We start from the raw sequence: 18,886 nt of genomic DNA on the forward strand, positions 1-18,886 counted from the left end.
AATCTCCCTTCTTCATTTAATCTGAAAATATATTTTGTTTAAAATAGTCAAAATATTGAGTCTTATGTAAATCTCACCCACCTTTCATAATTATTTATTTTATAAGCATTTTTCATGCCATAAGTTAAAGCAAATAAATAACCTATGCACGTTTTATTTGCATAGGTTATTTATATTGAATAGGCTATTTAGGTTATAATTTTACCCTATTTTCCATCCATTTTAAAAAATTGTCCCCTTTTGTTGTAATTTTGCTTCCGCTTCTTCCCAAGTTACATGTTATTAATGATAATTTGTTTAAAATACTCATTATTCTTCTTATTTCAGCTTCACTTAGTTTTATATTTTTTGTTTCCATAATCTTTTTTATGCTTTTTCTACCAATTCCTGATTTCAAAATTCCCTGTTCCTTAACAATTTTCAATATTAATACTGAATCTAAAATACAGTTTTTAGATTTCAAATACGTAATTTCCTTATCAAAGTCTATATTATAGTCAACCAAATAGTAAGGCAAGTCTCTAGCTTTTACTTCTTCATCATCAGTCATAATCTTTATATAGGAAGCAACATTTTGAATTTCCCTTATATTGCCCGGCCAAGAATAATTCATAAAAATTTCTATGACTTCATCAGATAATCTTATGGTCTTTTTTCTTCCCATAAAATATTTTATAAGAGAAATGATATCTTCTTTTCTTTCTCTTACAGGTGGTATATTTATAGGAAGTACATTGATTCTATAAAATAAATCTTTTCTAAATTGTCCTTTTTCTATCATTTGAAGCAAATTTTTATTTGTAGCTGCAATAACTCTAATATCAACATTTATAAGTCCATCAGAACCTATCCTCATTACCTGTTTTTCCTGAAGCACTCTAAGCAATCTGGCTTGCAGTGTTAAGGGCATATCACCTATTTCATCCAGAAATATAGTTCCCATATTAGCTTGTTCAAATAATCCTGCCTTTCCTTCTTTACGTGCGCCTGTGAACGCCCCGCTTTCATATCCAAACAATTCACTTTCTAGCAAGCTTTCAGGAACTGCGGCACAATTTATTGCAACAAAAGGTCTGTTTTTTCTCAAAGATGCATTATGTATTGATTGGGCAAAAAGTTCCTTGCCAGTACCACTCTCACCTGTTATTAAAACTGTCAAATCTGATTTTGCAACCTTATTTCCTAGTTTTATGCATTCTTTTATGCTGTTTGAATTTGTTTTTATGGAATTAAAATCATACCTTGCTATAAGTCCTTTATTGGTATATTTTAATGTTAGTTTTTTTGCAAGCTGCTCTAAATATGTAACTTCACTTATACTAATATAGCATCCTTTTTTTTGTCCATAGTAGTTAACAATTTCTTTATTAACTACTATAAACTTATCCCTATATTCTATAAGTTCGTCCTTAACACTATTTTTCCCAAGCAAGCATACCAAATTTTTATCCAATACATTTTTTATATTTTTACATTTTATATTTTCTCTTATATTGAATAACTTTTCAAAAGCATTATTGTAAAATGATATCCTCCCATCTAAATCTGTAAAAATTATTCCTTCTTTGGACATATTAAGTACTGCATTCAAATCTTCATTTTTAATGTAAAGCTCTTTATATTTATCCTTGATACCAATATCTAAATTTACAATTTTTTCCGAATATTTAAATAGCCTGGTATCAATTACTCTGCTTTTAAACATTAATTTATTAGAAATATTAATAAAAGTAGATATATCAATACACCGATTTCCTATGTCTATAACTTTTTCAATATATTTTGGCACTCTGGAAACTTCACCAGGAGTTATTGCAAATTTTATGTTTTCATAATTTTGATTTTCGTCATAAGGTATAAGGGTAATATTATTTACACCTATCCTATATAATAGAGATATGGTTTCTAATGTAGCTGATTTCGCATTATTTACCACAAGAGCTTTAGTACCTTGGGGAATATTAAATATTTTATAAACTTCATTTTCTTTTATCGTTCTCTCAATAACTATTATATTTTTTTTATTTTTTACATATCTCTCTATTTCAATTGCTATTCCATGATTCATTATCAATATCACATCATCATCTATCTTATCTGTACTTTTAAGCTCATTCAAATAATAATTATTTATTACAACAAAACCCTTATATATATTTTCTACACTGCTTTTCAAAAATTCAGCCACTAAAGAATTGCTATTTGTAACAATTCCAATAGATTTCAATATATTCACCCCCAAGCTGTCGCCCCAAGTTGGGCACACCTAAAAAAATAAGACAATCTACCAAAAGATTGTCTCTATAGCCTTAATAAACTTTCATATACATAAAAAACATAGTTGCGCAAGCTATCACTACGCATGTTATAGGGTATACTATATTTCTAAAGTTAGCTCTAGAAATTATCATATTTATAGCCCAAGCTACCATAGTAACAAATATGCTCCACTGCAGTGTGCAATAACCATTAAAGTACTTTACATATGTAAAATGATATGTAGTAAGGAGCGTTAATATCAATGCCAAGATAGTAAAAATAACCCCTATCCACCCTAATAAATTTATTGTCCTTTTCATTTTTATCCTCCACTATAGTGATCCCAAGCAAAATTTAGTAACATATTGAAGAAAATAAGCTACCTCTACCTAAAACCTCTATACTATACAAATAGTTTAACTTTCATATAAAATTAAACTATTCTTATCATAATCCTTTTTTACCTCTTTGTAAATATTTATAGCCTGCTTTCAAATTCATTTTTATCTATTATTCTAATTGAAAATTTTAATAATTCTTCTATGCTCCTTATTATATTTCCCTGTTTAAAAATTTCTATTATTTCTTTTTATTTAAACATTTGTAATAACTCCACTTCAGATATTACCTTAACACCTAATTCCTGTGCCTTAGTTACTTTGCTTCCAGGATCTTCCCCTGCAAGTACATATGTAGTTTTCTTAGATACCGAACCTGATACCTTGCCGCCGTGCTTCTCTATAAGCTCCTTTGCTTCAATTCTTCCCATTGATGGAAGTGTTCCTGTAATAACAAACTTGCTGCCTTCAAGTAAATTATCTGCTTCTTTATCTTCATTCATTACCATATTTACACCGCATTTAGCAAGTTCACTTATAATTTTAAGGTTATCTTCATTTTTAAAATATTCAAATATTGCTGAGGCACTTATATCACCAATATCAGATACCTTCTTGATTTCATCAATATCTGCGTTAATTAGATTATCAATAGATTTAAAATATTTCATAAGTTCTTTAGCTGTTGACTTACCAACATTAGATATACCTAAACTTGCTAATAACCTCTGCGGATCATTTTTCTTCGAATTTTCAATGGCATCAAGAAGTTTATCTGTGTTCTTTTCTTTTCCGATTATACCTTCTTCAACAAGCTTATCCCTATGTTTATTAAGATAATAAATATCTGGTATATCAACTATATATCCTTTATCAACAAGCTGTTCAACATAAGCTGCACCAAATCCTTTAATATCCATACAGTCCCTGCTTACAAAATTAATAATTCTTTTTACAAGCATAGATGGACAATTAATATTAGTGCACTTAATGTCAGCTGCACCTTCTTCTCTAGCAACTGGACTGCCACATACAGGACACTTATCTGGAAACTGAAATTTAACTGTTCCTTCAGGACGTTTTTCGTGTATAACTTTTTTAATCTTAGGGATAATTTCTCCTGATTTATATACTACGATAGTATCACCAACACCCACATCCAGTTCATCAATAAAATCTTGATTATGGAGAGTGGCTCTTGATACGCTTGTACCACACAGCCTTACTGGCTCAAACATAGCAACAGGGGTAATCCTCCCAGTCCTTCCTACCGTAAGTTGAATATCAAGAAGCTTAGTTTCTTTTTCTTCAGGTGGATATTTATAAGCAATAGCCCACTTTGGTACTTTAGAAGTACTGCCAAGCTCAGTTCTGTATGCTAAATTATTAATTTTAATAACCGCACCATCAATATCGTAATCTAAATCTCCACGGTTTTCACCAATTCTTTCAATGGCATCCCATATTTCACAAGTAGTTTTACATACTGTATAATTCTCAATAACTTTAATACCCTGTTTTTTTAGAAATTCATACCCTTGGGTATGAGTTTTAAACTCCATCCCCCGAACATCCTGAACATTAAAAATAAAAAGAGATAAATTTCTTTCTTTTGTAACTTTACTGTCCAACTGTCTAAGAGTCCCTGCTGCACAGTTTCTAGGATTAGCAAATACCTTTTTACCCAAGAGTTCCTGATGTTCATTAACTTTCTCAAAAGCCTCTTTAGTCATATAAACTTCTCCTCGAATCTCCAGGTACGGAATCTTATCTTTAAGTGACTTTACTACATCATTTATCACTTTAGCATTTACTGTAACATCCTCACCATAGACAATACCATCACCTCTAGTAATAGCAGTTATAAGCTTCCCATCTTCATAGCGTAAAGCCATTGATAAACCATCAATTTTTGTTTCTACTACAAATTCTACATCAGGAAATTGAGCTTTAACATCATTAACAAATTGTTCAACATCCTCTTTGTTAAAAACATCCCTAAGGCTTAACATAGGTACCCTATGTCTAACAAGTACACCTGCTTCACGTTTAGCATTACCTCCTACATGCTGAGTAGGAGAATCCGGAGTGATAATCTCCGGATGTTCTTTTTCTATATTCTTCAGTTCCTGCATTAACATATCATATTCATAATCAGATACTTCAGGATTATCCTGATTGTAATACCTATCATTATGATAAGCAATTATTTTCTTTAATTCATTATACCTATCTTCATATATCAACGTTAAAATCCTCCATAAACAATCAATGAATCTTATACAGCTTCCAGCGGTGCTACTCCGTACATTAAATTTTTTATTCCCATCTTATCAAAAACTATAGTAAGTTTTATATCACTACCACTTTTAGATATACTTACAATAGTCCCTAATCCAAACTTCCCATGTTTAACTTTTGTTCCTTCTTTTATATTCTCTAATTTTAAATAATTACCCTTTGGAACACTTTCTACAGAAGGAGATACTGGATTTTCTATCAAATTATTTTGGTGAACCTTTTTACCCCAGGAAAAAGTATTTTTATTTAATTGCTTATTTATAGAACTAGTAAAATCGGATTTTTTTAAGCTGTCATACTCTATAAGGTCATGAGATATCTCACTTATAAAACTAGACTGCTGGTAAGATACCATTCTTCCAAATACCCTCCTGGTTTCCGCAGAAGTCATATAAAGTTTTTCCTTAGCTCTTGTTATTCCAACATAACAAAGCCTTCTAGACTCTTCCATTTCCTTAAACTCATTTAAAGACTGGGTTCCCGGAAATATTCCATTTTCCATTCCCGCCATAAATACTACAGGGAACTCCAACCCTTTAGCACTATGTACTGTCATAAGTACAACTGAGTCAGCATCTTGATCAAAATTATCTACATCTGAAACCAAAGTCACCTTCTCCAAAAATGCAGAAAGAGACGAATCTTCTGAAGAAGTTTCAAACTCTGCAGCAGCAGATACAAGTTCTTGTAGATTTTCTACCCTGCTTATACTATCTGCCTCCTTTGAATCTTTGAGTTCCTCTAAATATCCAGTAGTATCTAATATCTCCTTTATAAGGCTGGACACAGTAATCTTGTCCCTGCTTCTTATAAAACTATTTATAAGACTCACAAATTTATTTATACAATTAATATTTCTCTTTGTTAAATTTAAAACCTCGTCTATAGATAAAAGTACATTATACATGGATTCATTCATAGAATTAGCAAAATCCTGTATTTTCTGTACTGTAGAATCCCCTATACTTCTCTTTGGCACATTTATTATCCTTCTTAAACTAACATCATCCAAAGGATTATTTATAAATTTTAAATAAGCCATAATATCCTTTATTTCTTTTCTGTCGTAGAACTTTAAGCCTCCAATAATTCTATAGGGAATGTTTGATTTCATAAATACATCTTCAAATATACGGGATTGGGCATTAGTTCTATAAAGTATTGCAAAGTCCTTGTAATGTTTGCCTTCATCCTTTTTCAATATTTCTTTGATCTTAGATGCAATATATCTGCCTTCATCTATATCTGAATAAGCCCTATACAATTTTATTTTGTCTCCATTTTCACTTTCAGTTCTCAGCATTTTTTCTTTTCTATTTGAATTATTACTTATAACATCATTAGCTGCCTTCAATATATTACCCTTGGATCTATAATTTTGCTCTAACTTTATTACCTTTGCATTGGGATAATCTTTTTCAAAATCTAAAATATTTTTTATGTCCGCACCTCTCCAAGCATAAATACATTGATCATCATCTCCTACTACACATATATTTTTATGTTCCTTTGCAAGAAGCCTTACAAACTCGTATTGAGATCTATTGGTGTCTTGATACTCGTCTACCATTATGTACTTAAACTTTCTCTGATAAAATTCCAGTACATCTTCATTTTCCTTAAAAAGCTGTACAGTTTTATATATAAGATCATCAAAATCCAGTGCATTGTTGTCCTTGAGCTTTTTTTGATATAACAAATAAACATCTGCAATTCTATTCATTCTGAAGTTTCCTTCATTCTCCTTTTTAAATTGCTGTGGAGATATTAAATTATCTTTTTGTCCACTAATTTTATTTATTATCTCTCTGTCAGTTATATCTTTGTCACTTATATTTAACTCTTTCATACACTGTTTTATAAGCACTTTTTGATCATAACTATCATATATTGCAAAATTCTTATTATATCCTAATTTGTCTATTTCTCTTCTAAGTATTCTTACACAGCTTGAATGAAATGTAGATACCCACATTCCATCTACTTCATCTCCTACTAACTCTTTTATCCTGTCTTTCATCTCTCCTGCAGCCTTATTAGTAAAAGTTATAGCTAGTATTTTAGAAGGATATATATTTAGATCCTTAATCATATGCGCAATTCTATAAGTTAAAACTCTGGTCTTTCCAGAACCTGCCCCAGCTAAAATCAATAGAGGGCCATCTACATATACGGCTGCTTCATACTGTTCTTTATTCAAAAGACTTTTTAAATCCATAACATTCACTCCTGTTTGTTTATCTCCCCTAATTTAAATTAGATACAGAGATACTTCCTGTTTAATATTATAACATTCTACAATTAATTTAATCATGAAAAGCATAAAAAATGTGCTGATATTTTTATCAACACACAAAAAATTTATTTGTACTGATTGAATATGTTATTTTAATCTTCCTAGGACTATCTTATAACCGTCACTTCCATAATTCAAACACCTATTAACCCTACTTATGGTAGCAGTACTTGCCCCTGTTGCAGCTGCAATGTCCAAATATGTTTTTTTGTTTTTCAACATTCCAGCTACCTGAAGCCTCTGTTCTAATGCCTTTATTTCATTTATAGTACATATATCCTCAAAGAATCTATAACACTCTTCTTTTGTCTTTAAAGACAATACTGCCTCACATAAGTAATCCATTTCTTTACTCTGTAATTTAGATTTATATTCTTCCATGAACTACACTCCTTATTCATGTACATTTAATGTTAATATCACCCCTTTAATTTTATCACGTATTAAAACATTAATCTATAAAATTGTAGATAATTAAATTCAAAAAAGCAAAACAGCCCATTGGGGCATGGACTGTTTTGCTCATAAATAAAAAGGGGGCTATTCATTCCTTTTATTTATCCTTGCAACTTAATTATAGTAAAACTTGAATAAAATATCAAGTAAAATCTCATACATTTATGCAAATATAATTGTAAATTTAATATAATTATGATTGAATTTAATTCATATTCAAATTCTTTTTATACTTTCAATCTCATTTTTAGATAATTCCCTATATTGTCCCAAATTTAGATCTTTATCCAACTCCATAGGTCCAAATTTTATTCTCTTTAAATAAACTACATTTTTTCCTAATGCATTAAACATTCTTTTAACTTGATGAAATTTTCCCTCCTGTATAGTAACCTCTACCTTAGCACCATCTTCATTCGATTCTATAATATGTAGTTTACCAGGTAAACATTTATATCCGTCTTTTAGTTGTATTCCCTTTTTAAACCTATTTACATCTCTTTCATCCAAATATTTATCTATTTCAGCATAGTAAACTTTGTCTACATGATTTTTAGGTGATATCATCCTGTGATTTAGCTCACCATCATTTGTAATAAGCAAAAGTCCTTCCGTGTCTTTATCTAGCCTTCCTACTGGAAATGGTTTAAACGCCTGATACTCAGGCTCTAGAATATCTATAACTGTTTCATCATAGTTGTCAAAAGTTGCCGACACTACTCCTTGAGGCTTATTCATTAATAAATATATATTTTTTTTGTACTCTACAACATTACCTCCAACTTCTATTGTACTTTTATCAGGATCTATTTTCATGGAACTATCTTTTATAACAGTACCATCTATTTTTACTTCTCCATTTTTTACTACAGCTTTTATCTCTTTTCTGGTTCCAAAACCTAAATTTGATAAAATCTTGTCTATTCTATCCATATTTTCGCCTCCTCTCATATATTATACCTTTTTCTGCATTTATATAAAATATACTATTATAATTAAGAATTCTTAACTCAAAATTCAGATAATTAACTTGATTTATTCATAAGTAGAGTTCCTGGCATCACACAAAAATACAGGATATTAATATACTCTACTAATATCCTGTATTTTGTGTAATTAAATATTTATTATCATGTCATTTAAAGCTAATTATAAAAAATTGTACTATTTTCCGTAATATTTCATAACTTTTTGTACATAATCTCTCGTTTCATAAGGCAATCTTGAAATACCTGAAGTACCACTAACACCCCTAGATTGCAAGGTTCCGGGACCCGCATTATATGCAGCTAATGCAAGTTCTTTATTATTTCCATACATATTAAGCATTTCTTTTAAGTATCTGGTACCTCCATCTACATTCTGATCTATATTATATGAATTCGTAACTCCAAGTTCTCTAGCAGTACCTGGCATAAGCTGCATAAGTCCTTCAGCTCCTGCACCGGATGTAGAATTTGGATTAAAATTAGATTCTTGTTTTATAACTGCCTTTATCAAATCAGCATCCACCCCATATTTTCTTGAAGCATTTGCAATTGCCTGATCAATACTTGCAGATCCACTCTGTATGTCACTTTTTACACTATTATAAACAGTATTTAACCTTTGGCCTGCCCCATATCCTAGTTTACTAAGATCTTCTTGTCCCAAGTTTAATTTAGACAAGTCAATATTTCCACTGCTGTCTGATAATGCTTTAGTTAAGCTTTCCATTACAAGTTGAAAGGAATCAGAATCTCCAAAGGCTTGTTTAAATATTTGAGTCATCATCTCATATTGCAATACTTTTTGAAGATTTGTATTTTGATTCTCATTACTTACGTTATTTACACTCATTTTTTCACCCGCTTAAAAACATAATCTATTTATTTTCATCGTGTTAATATGTAATAACTTTATAGCTATTCAATTAACTTTAAAGGAAAATATGGTATAATCTTCATAAAACACTTTATCGTACTGACTCTTACTAAGTACAAGCACTTTGTATTCGTCTTTTTCAAAGGGAATAAGTGTATAGTAATTTTTTTTACTATAGTTCTGAACTAAATTCCAATCCCCTTTCTCCATTATATAAAATTCATATAGTACATCTTTACCACCTTCGCTATGAGCTGTAAATATAACTGGTTTATTGCATATAAAATCTGCATTGTCACAGGTTATTCTCGTATTTGTTACAGGTAGTGCTTCATTTACTTTAATTGTAACTTCCTTTTTGCAATCAAATTCTCTGGTTCCTTTAACATTCTTTGCAAATATATCTACCTTATATCTACCACTGTATTTTGGTATAAACACATAGGTCTTTTCATTCACAAAATCCGTCTCTTCCACCTGATGATTATTTATATTGAGATCATATTTCATAACCACATTTCTAGTATTTTGAACTATACAATTTATAGAAATTTTATCGCCTACTAAATAATACTCCCTTGCTGGATACAGCACATAATCAATTGCAGCAGGTATATAGCTTAGAACCGTTATATTTATTATGGAATGACAGTCATATTCTCTCTTTGAATATTTATCTTTTACTCTAACCTCCAGTTCATAATTTCCTTCTTTTTTAGGAATAAATTTCATGTGGCTATTTTTACAATAATTTATCTTGTATAACTCTACTTCCTTTTCCCTTATTATAAATGAGTATCTAAGATCTACCCCTCCTGATGCTTCTACATCTACATTAATATTTTCATTTATTAGAACATGATCATTTTTATCCATTAAAACTTTTTCAATTCTGACAGGTTCATCGCTTTTCTCATCTATAACATAATTTAAATGTTCCATAGCCTCATAACTTCCCTGAAAGGATTTATCCTTCACCATCAAAGTTATCTTGTAATCTCCTGGAGCCTTACTTTCCCAAACATAACTATTAAAATGAGTATATCCAGAATCCTCACTGGATTTTCCATAAATTATATACCTGTATAAAAGCTCTCTTCCACCTATGGTTTCCGCCTTTAAAGTTACTTTTGTTCCACATAATTGTGGATAATTTATATCTGTAGTAAAATTTTTTATATAAATTTTACTGTACTTTTTAACTTCAAAATTGAGCATAGCCCTATCGTCAAATTTATTTTGGGAGTACATGTCTTTTACCATACATAAGAGCTTGTACTCACCGCTCTTATGTTCCACATAACTTACTGTCCTCTTGGTAGAATAATTTTGTACACACTGTACCTGTCCATTAGAACTTATTTTAAAAAATTTATAAAGTATAGTTCTATCTATATCATACTGTGCATCTACTTGAAAAGTAAGTTCAGAATCTTCTAAAATTTTATCAGTCAGACACTTGAAATCCGTTATCTTAATTTCTTTTAAGGGAAGCACCTGAAATTCTTCAATTTTAAAGTCATCATATTTATTTTTTGAGTCCACATTTTTACATTCTACTAATACTTGACACTTACCTTCACTTTTAATTGTCCATGAAAGTGTGTTTTCAGCACAATAGTCTTTTATCATTTCCCATTCATCTTTTATCTTTATCCAGTATCTAAACATAAGAGGCATTTTAGATGTACTAACTGTTATATTTAATTTATCACCTAATTTTAATTTCTTCTTATCCATATGTACAGCAGTTATTAGTTTTTCCTCCACTTTTCCTATTACATAGTCCATCCTGGATACATAATCAAAACTTTTACTTCCATTTACCTTTTTAGCTTGTACCATTAATATATACTTTCCTTCATTCTTCGGAATCCACTCTACATTCTCACATTCTGTAAAATCTTTTAACACAGTCCAGGTTCCATTACATCCAATCATATACTTATAAACAAGTTTTTCCTTTAAGTTATTATATATATTTATAATAATTTTTGATTTTTGCTCCTGTGGACTTTCTAGATTACAGCTTATAGCAAGTTCATTCATCTACATCATCCCCCATGTAAAATAATATTCCTAGGCACTAATTCCCATAATTTTATTATACTATAGTTCCATATTCTGTAATAGTATTTTTTGTATATTTCTATTATAATTTAACACTAAGTCAATAAATTGGAATATATCTAATGTATAACAATATTGAGACCTAGCTAAAATCAAAAATGCTCCCTTTAAAAATAAACTATTTTAAAAGGAGTATTCCATTCTCATTTGTAAAAGTTATCCTTACAGCTGAGTATTAATTTAAGTAAGTTTTTTTCAAGTCTCTCGTCATCTTGTTTTGTTCTTTTCTTAGGGCTGAAGGTTTTTCCCCCAGACCTTCTTATTTTTGAAGATATGTGTCTTTCAAAAAGAAGTTGATCCATATTATTGTCATCATATATGTACCCTTTAGGATTTATGGCATAAGCTTTTTTACCTAACGTCATAGCTGCTACCCCATAATCCTGACTTATAACTATATCTCCACTTTCAACTTTATTTATAAGAACCATATCTACACTTTGAAATCCACCATCCACGTACTTAATAGTACTGTAATTGCTGCTTAAAACATGATTTATATCGCAGTACATTATAACTTCCACATTATTTTCTCTAGCAACCTTTTCTATTATAGACTTTCCAGGACAGGCATCTGCATCTACTAATATTTTCATCTAATCCACAACGTATAATTTTACGTATTTTCTCCTTTACTATTGATTTCTTTTTTGTCCCATCTTTCCGAAGGTAATCTTTAGCAAAAGCATAAGTCCTCCAAGGCACCCCCCTGACAATAAAGAAATGCCAATAATTTTAAAAACTGATCCAAAATTTTTATCCTGCAGGTTAATAAAATATAACACAAAAAATATAAGTGTAAATATTACAAATCTTTTTATAAAATACTTTTTCAAATAATCTCCCCCCTACACCTATAAAAATATATTACAACACTTTTTATTATATATTATATTTACATACTTAACAGTTAATTTATAAAAATCTTTATAGGTTTTCTAACTTAAAAATCAACTTATACGGAGGCACATTTTTACAATAATGAAGCTCTTTTAAATATTTTGTATATAAGTCTTAGTGAAAAATTTTTAACGAGCTGAAGGTTGTAAAAAATATCCGAAGTATAAGTTGATTTTTGCTTAAAACCTCTATATCTGTTTTTCAAGTTCTAATTTCATATTTTCATAACCAGGTTTTCCAAGAAGTGCAAACATATTTTTCTTGTATTTTTCAACACCAGGTTGATCAAAAGGGTTTATTCCCATAAGATAGCCGCTTACAGCACATGACTTTTCAAAAAAATACACCATATGTCCAAAATAATATGCTGTCAATTCAGGTACATTTAATACTATACAAGGTACATTTCCATCACTATGAGCTAAAATTGCACCTCTAAAGGCTTGTTGGTTTACAAAATTCATAGTTTTTCCTGCAATAAAATTCAATCCATCAAGGTTTCCTTCATCCGACTTTATTGTAACCTCTTTTCTTGGTTTCTCAACATTTATAAAAGTTTCAATTAAACTTCTAAATCCATCTTGTATATATTGACCCATAGAATGAAGATCTGTTGAGAAATCTACTGCTGCTGGAAATATTCCTCTATTATCTTTTCCTTCACTCTCTCCATACAGTTGTTTCCACCATTCTCCAAAATAGTGCAAACATGGTTCAAAATTAGCTAATATTTCTATAGATTTACCCTTTCTTTGTAAAATATTTCTCACTGCTGCATATTTATAGGCATCATTTTTATCTAACTTTGAATTTCCATAGGCAATAACTGCATCTGCAGCACCTTGCATTAATTGATCTATATTAATACCAGCTACAGCTATTGGAAGCATACCTACTGCTGTGAGTACAGAAAATCTTCCTCCAACATCATCCGGAATTACAAAGGTTTCATATCCTTCCATATCTGCCAGAGATTTTAGAGCACCTTTTTTCTTATCCGTTGTAGCAAATATTCTCTCCTTTGCTCCCTCACGACCATATTTATTTTGAAGTAATTCTCTAAGCATTCTAAATGCTATGGCGGGTTCTGTTGTAGTACCTGATTTGGATATTACATCAATAGATATATCTTTTCCATCTATGATCTCCATAAAATCTGCCATATAAGTTGAACTCATATTATTTCCCAGATAATATATTGCAGGACCACCTCTTTTTTCTCTAGGCAAATTATTATAGAAAGTATGACTTAACATTTCTATAGCTGCTCTAGCTCCCAGATAAGACCCTCCTATTCCTACGACTACAAGGACATCAGAATTATCTCTAATTTTTTTAGCACATTTTTTTATTCTCTCAAACTCTTCTCTGTCATAATTTAGAGGCAAACCAATCCATCCTGTAAATTCGCCGCCTATTCCTGTTTTTTTATGCAGCATTTCATGAGCCTGATTTATAAAAGGTTCCAGGGCTTCTATCTCATAATTTTTCAAATAATTCTCACATTTACTCAAATCCAAGTTCAAACATCCTTTAAACATATTTTACCTCCATAATTATATATCTATAAAATAGTTTATACTAAAATCCTTAAAAAATTAATAAATTTGCCTTTTATTTTTACTTTTTATCTTTTAATATATATCAATTTTCCTGATTACATTATTTATTAATGTATTGCATATTAAAAGTGTATCACAACCACATACTGTTATGATACACTCTTAAATACATTTTTATAATACAATGTCCTTTACAATTTATGTGCAATTTTATTTAATTCTGCTGACATAGAACTTAATTCTTGTATACTCGCCGTAATCTCTTCTGTAGCAGACGCTTGTTCTTGACTTTCTGATAGAGAACCCTGGCTTTTTTCTCGAGTTTCATCAACTTTCTGTTTAATGCTGTCCGTTAATTTCTTAATTTGTGGAACTGTATCTTTTGACTGTTTAGATAATTTTCTTATCTGCTGTGCAACAACTTCAAATCCTTTTCCGCTTTCTCCTGCTCTAGCTGACTCTATGGCAGCATTCAATCCAAGCATATTTGTTTCGTCAGCAATATTTTTTATAAATACTGATACTGTATTAATTTCTTCAGACAAATCTATTACTTCCTTAATACCATTATTAAGATCCATTTCATTTGAGTGTATGTTTGTTGCAGATATGGATAACTGTTCAATTGCAGAAGCAATTCCAGAAATACCGCTTTCAAGATTAGCAGACATATCTCTTAGATCACTTGCAACTTTTTTTGGAATCACTATTCCTAATGTACCCACAACTTCATTTGAGTTTTCTTCATCAAACAATGGGTAACATGCATCCAAAGTAGGAATGCCATGCTTTGAACTGTCAAGTTCTACTGCAATTTGCTTTTTCTTATCTATAACTTCTTTTGCAATGTCGCCTTCTAATAATTTATATCCTACAGTTACAGTAGGCATATCAAACTGTTTTGAGGCTTGTCTATACATTACTTTGTATAAATCAGTCAAATAGATAAAAACTCCTTCTGGAAACATTTCGGATAAAACAGGTGCAAAATTATTAAAGGATTTTGCTATAAGGTGAAGCCTTGGAAATACAATTGAAAGTGCCCCAACAACTTTTCCACTTTCATCCACTAAGGGTTCTGCAATTGTCTTTAATCTTACCCCATAAAGGGATCTTGGAACATCTTCCATTAATGTTCTATTTTCTCTCATTGCCCTACCTACTATACTGTTTAAATTTAATTTATCACCAACCTTAAACATATCCAAATCAAATTGTTTTGATGCTTTTCTCCATGTAAATGTGTCTCCTTCAACAATTAAATATAACACTCCACCAGGTATCATGTCTAATTGCAATTCTAATATAGCTTTTAACTGTTCCAGCATATTTATAGAAATCATAATAAATCCCTTCCTCAATCACAAAATATTTGTAAATTTATGGTCTAATTTCAGTTATAATTGTTTATTCTGTCGTAATTTAAATAATCATATATTTTCAGTATATTATAAAAATTTAATTCTATCAATTACTAATATGTCTTATTAATGCTCAATTTGGTTGACTTTTCTAGGTAAATTTTTTCATATATGCAAAAATAGAGTGCTGCAAAACTACTTTAAAAAGTATTTCTACAGCACTCCATTTTTACTAATATTAAATTTAAATATATATGTTTTATTCCCATTCAATTGTGGAAGGTGGTTTTGAAGTTACGTCATATACAATTCTGTTTACTCCTTTAACTTCATTAACTATCCTTCTACTTACTTTGTCCAAAACATCATATGGTATTCTTGCCCAATCGGAAGTCATAGCATCACTAGATACTACAGCCCTCAATGCAACTGTGTAGCAGTATGTTCTTTCATCACCCATTACTCCAACAGAACGTATATTAGGAAGACAAGCAAAATACTGCCATATCCTTTCATCTAAGCCTGCATTTGCTATTTCTTCTCTAAATATAGCATCTGCCTCTCTTGTTATTGCAAGCTTTTCTTCAGTAATTTCTCCAAGTACTCTTATTGCAAGTCCAGGGCCTGGAAAAGGCTGTCTCCAAACCAATTTATGGGGTATTCCGAGTTCTTCTCCCACAGCTCTAACTTCGTCTTTAAACAATTCTCTAAGTGGTTCTATAAGCTTAAAATCCATGTCTTCTGGAAGTCCACCTACATTATGATGGCTCTTTATAGTTGCAGAAGTCCCAAGACCGCTCTCAACTACATCTGGGTATATGGTGCCTTGAACTAGGAAGCTTATATCTCCTAATTTTCTAGCTTCTTCTTCAAATACCCTTATAAACTCTTCTCCTATTATCTTTCTCTTCTTTTCAGGATCTGATACACCTTCTAATTTTCCTAAAAATCTATCTCTAGCATTTACTCTTATAAAGTTCATGTCAAACTGCTTTTTAAATACATGCTCTACCTGATCCCCTTCGTCTTTTCTCAAAAGGCCATGATCTACAAATATACAGGTAAGCTGCTTTCCTACAGCCTTATGTACAAGAACTGCTGCCACGGAAGAATCTACTCCACCGGACATGGCACATATTACTTTCTTATTTCCTACTTTTTCTCTTATTAACTTTATCTTTTCATCTGCAAAAGAAGACATAGACCAATCTCCCTTTAAATTGCATATCTTAAATAAAAAGTTAGAAAGCATTTTTCTTCCAAAAGGTGTATGTTCAACTTCAGGATGGAATTGGACTCCATATATTTTTTTATCAGTGTTTTCTATTGCCGCAACAGGACATCCATTAGTCTTTGCTATTACTTTAAATCCTTTTGGAGGTTCTGATACAACATCTGTATGACTCATCCATGAGATTTGATTTTTATCTATATTAGAAAATAAATCACTATCTGCATCAAGTTCTATCTTTGTCTTTCCGTATTCCCTTACTTCTGCACTTTTAACTTTTCCACCTAATATATTACATATAAGTTGATGTCCATAGCATATACCTAAAATAGGTATTCCCAATTTAAATATCTCTTCACTTATTCTAGGAGCATTTTCGCCATATACGCTATTGGGTCCACCTGTAAATATTATTCCATTAGGATTTTTTTCCTTTATCTTATCTATAGAGCAAGTATAGGGAAGTATTTCGCAGTATACATTATTTTCTCTAACTCTTCTTGCTATGAGTTGATTATATTGTCCGCCAAAATCAACTACAACGACCATTTCTTTTTCCATGAACTTCCTCCTAACCAATTATAGAAAATCATTTTATATTAAACATTACAAATACAATTATATTATAAAAACTTCTATTCGACTATAATTTTTACTGTCTAACACTGTAATTTGGAGCTTCTTTAGTCATGGAAATATCGTGTGGATGACTTTCTCTAAGTCCTGCTGAAGATTGAACTACAAAAGTAGCTTTTTCATACAAATCATTTAAAGTAGGTGATCCTAAGTATCCCATTCCTGATCGTATTCCTCCTAAAAGTTGGAATACAGTATCTGCTACAGATCCTTTATAAGGAACCCTTCCTTCTACACCTTCTGGAACTAATTTTTTATTTCCTTCTTGAAAATATCTATCCTTACTTCCACAAGCCATTGCACTTAGAGAGCCCATTCCTCTATAAACTTTATAACTTCTTCCTTTATATATTTCAGTTTCACCTGGTGCTTCTTCGCAACCTGCAAACATTGATCCCATCATAACTACTTTTGCTCCAGCAGCTAATGCCTTTACTATATCTCCTGAATACTTTATTCCACCATCTGCAATAACTGGTATACCACATTTATTAGCTTCCTCTACGCAGTCCATTACTGCAGTAAGTTGTGGGACTCCTACTCCTGCTACTACTCTAGTAGTACATATAGATCCAGGTCCAATACCTACTTTAATTGCATCTGCACCAGATTCAATTAAATCTTTAGCAGCTTCCGCTGTTGCAATATTTCCTGCAATAATTTGTACATCTGGATATTTTTCTTTTATAGTTTTTACTGCATCTAAAACTCCCTTAGAATGTCCGTGAGCTGTATCAACATTTAAAACGTCAACTCCTACTCGTACAAGAGCATCTACTCTTTCCATCATATCTTTTGTAACTCCTACAGAAGCACCACATAAAAGCCTTCCTCTAGAATCCTTAGCACTGTTTGGAAATCTCTTTACTTTTTCTATATCTTTTATGGTTATAAGTCCTCTTAAATTATTATTCTTGTCTACTAAAGGTAACTTTTCTATTTTACTTGTTTTTAATATTTCTTTAGCTTCTTCTATAGTAGTATCTTCTGGAGCTGTTATAAGTTTTTCTCTTGTCATAACCTCGGAAATTTTCTTATTATAGTTTGTTTCAAAAACTATATCTCTGTTAGTAATTATACCAACCAATTTCCCTTCTATGGTTATAGGCACTCCAGATATTCTATACTTGCTCATAAGGCTAAGTGCATCATTTATGCTATTATCAGGTGAAAGAAAGAAAGGATCTGTTATTACTCCATTTTCCTGTCTTTTTACCTTGTCTACTTCCATAGCCTGTTCTTCTATGGTCATATTTTTATGTATTATACCTATACCACCTTCTCTAGCCATAGCAATAGCCATTTTTGAGTCTGTAACAGTATCCATTCCTGCACTCATAAGAGGTATATTTAACTTTATAGTTTTAGTTAGATTAGTAGCTAAAGAAACTTCTCTAGGTAAAACCTCTGATTTGTTTGGTACTAAAAGTACATCATCGAAAGTGTATGCTTTTTTTAAAATTTTTGCCAATTAAAATCACTCCTAAATTATAATATAATATATTTCTGCTTAATCATTTTTGATAAGATTTAATAAAAAAGCCATATTAAAT

General features: G+C 30.7%; 14 protein-coding genes. All 14 read right to left on the minus strand.

Annotated elements, in window-relative coordinates; translation table 11 throughout:
* Nucleotides 1–193: 193 nt before the first annotated feature.
* The 14 genes from DMR38_RS18440 to guaB all read right to left on the minus strand — a co-directional run bounded on the left by DMR38_RS18440 (nt 194) and on the right by guaB (nt 18,804).
* Nucleotides 194–2,236, minus strand: a complete 2,043-nt coding sequence (locus tag DMR38_RS18440; protein ID WP_347562556.1) for a sigma 54-interacting transcriptional regulator — start codon at nt 2,234–2,236, stop codon at nt 194–196.
* A 73-nt stretch (nt 2,237–2,309) separates the two neighbouring features.
* On the minus strand, nt 2,310–2,579 hold the full coding sequence (locus DMR38_RS18445) for a hypothetical protein (RefSeq protein WP_127722785.1): 270 nt from the start codon (nt 2,577–2,579) through the stop codon (nt 2,310–2,312).
* Nucleotides 2,580–2,848: 269 nt separating this feature from the next.
* Entirely contained in the window at nt 2,849–4,843 is a 1,995-nt protein-coding gene (gene ligA / locus DMR38_RS18450) for an NAD-dependent DNA ligase LigA (RefSeq protein WP_127722787.1), read from the minus strand.
* 32 nt (nt 4,844–4,875) lie between these two features.
* Nucleotides 4,876–7,116 (minus strand): DNA helicase PcrA, encoded by a 2,241-nt coding sequence (gene pcrA / locus DMR38_RS18455; RefSeq protein WP_127722789.1) that lies wholly within the window; start codon nt 7,114–7,116, stop codon nt 4,876–4,878.
* A gap of 165 nt (nt 7,117–7,281) precedes the next feature.
* Nucleotides 7,282–7,575, minus strand: coding sequence for a YerC/YecD family TrpR-related protein (locus tag DMR38_RS18460; protein WP_127722791.1), 294 nt, complete (start codon nt 7,573–7,575; stop codon nt 7,282–7,284).
* A gap of 291 nt (nt 7,576–7,866) precedes the next feature.
* Entirely contained in the window at nt 7,867–8,583 is a 717-nt protein-coding gene (locus DMR38_RS18465) for a pseudouridine synthase (RefSeq protein WP_127722793.1), read from the minus strand.
* 231 nt (nt 8,584–8,814) lie between these two features.
* Nucleotides 8,815–9,489, minus strand: a complete 675-nt coding sequence (locus DMR38_RS18470; protein WP_127722795.1) for a lytic transglycosylase domain-containing protein — start codon at nt 9,487–9,489, stop codon at nt 8,815–8,817.
* Nucleotides 9,490–9,558: 69 nt separating this feature from the next.
* On the minus strand, nt 9,559–11,562 hold the full coding sequence (locus tag DMR38_RS18475; protein ID WP_127722797.1) for a triple tyrosine motif-containing protein: 2,004 nt from the start codon (nt 11,560–11,562) through the stop codon (nt 9,559–9,561).
* Nucleotides 11,563–11,786: 224 nt separating this feature from the next.
* A complete protein-coding gene (locus DMR38_RS18480) occupies nt 11,787–12,239 on the minus strand; it encodes a YaiI/YqxD family protein (protein WP_127722799.1) in 453 nt (150 codons plus the stop codon).
* 39 nt (nt 12,240–12,278) lie between these two features.
* On the minus strand, nt 12,279–12,479 hold the full coding sequence (locus DMR38_RS18485; RefSeq protein ID WP_127722801.1) for a hypothetical protein: 201 nt from the start codon (nt 12,477–12,479) through the stop codon (nt 12,279–12,281).
* Nucleotides 12,480–12,731: 252 nt separating this feature from the next.
* A complete protein-coding gene (locus tag DMR38_RS18490; protein ID WP_127722803.1) occupies nt 12,732–14,084 on the minus strand; it encodes a glucose-6-phosphate isomerase in 1,353 nt (450 codons plus the stop codon).
* A gap of 212 nt (nt 14,085–14,296) precedes the next feature.
* A complete protein-coding gene (locus tag DMR38_RS18495; protein WP_127722805.1) occupies nt 14,297–15,448 on the minus strand; it encodes a methyl-accepting chemotaxis protein in 1,152 nt (383 codons plus the stop codon).
* A 277-nt stretch (nt 15,449–15,725) separates the two neighbouring features.
* On the minus strand, nt 15,726–17,258 hold the full coding sequence (guaA, locus tag DMR38_RS18500; RefSeq protein ID WP_127722807.1) for a glutamine-hydrolyzing GMP synthase: 1,533 nt from the start codon (nt 17,256–17,258) through the stop codon (nt 15,726–15,728).
* A gap of 91 nt (nt 17,259–17,349) precedes the next feature.
* A complete protein-coding gene (gene guaB / locus DMR38_RS18505) occupies nt 17,350–18,804 on the minus strand; it encodes an IMP dehydrogenase (RefSeq protein WP_127722809.1) in 1,455 nt (484 codons plus the stop codon).
* Nucleotides 18,805–18,886 lie beyond the last annotated feature (82 nt).

Source organism: Clostridium sp. AWRP (assembly GCF_004006395.2).
Lineage (GTDB): Bacteria > Bacillota > Clostridia > Clostridiales > Clostridiaceae > Clostridium_B.

Coding starts and splice junctions, on each gene's coding strand:
- DMR38_RS18445 (WP_127722785.1), bottom strand. CDS start 2,579: ATGAAAAGGACAATAAATTTATTAGGGTGGATAGGGGTTATTTTTACT.
- pcrA (WP_127722789.1), bottom strand. CDS start 7,116: ATGGATTTAAAAAGTCTTTTGAATAAAGAACAGTATGAAGCAGCCGTA.
- DMR38_RS18460 (WP_127722791.1), bottom strand. CDS start 7,575: ATGGAAGAATATAAATCTAAATTACAGAGTAAAGAAATGGATTACTTA.
- DMR38_RS18465 (WP_127722793.1), bottom strand. CDS start 8,583: ATGGATAGAATAGACAAGATTTTATCAAATTTAGGTTTTGGAACCAGA.
- DMR38_RS18470 (WP_127722795.1), bottom strand. CDS start 9,489: ATGAGTGTAAATAACGTAAGTAATGAGAATCAAAATACAAATCTTCAA.
- DMR38_RS18475 (WP_127722797.1), bottom strand. CDS start 11,562: ATGAATGAACTTGCTATAAGCTGTAATCTAGAAAGTCCACAGGAGCAA.
- DMR38_RS18480 (WP_127722799.1), bottom strand. CDS start 12,239: ATGAAAATATTAGTAGATGCAGATGCCTGTCCTGGAAAGTCTATAATA.
- DMR38_RS18490 (WP_127722803.1), bottom strand. CDS start 14,084: ATGTTTAAAGGATGTTTGAACTTGGATTTGAGTAAATGTGAGAATTAT.
- DMR38_RS18495 (WP_127722805.1), bottom strand. CDS start 15,448: ATGATTTCTATAAATATGCTGGAACAGTTAAAAGCTATATTAGAATTG.
- guaA (WP_127722807.1), bottom strand. CDS start 17,258: ATGGAAAAAGAAATGGTCGTTGTAGTTGATTTTGGCGGACAATATAAT.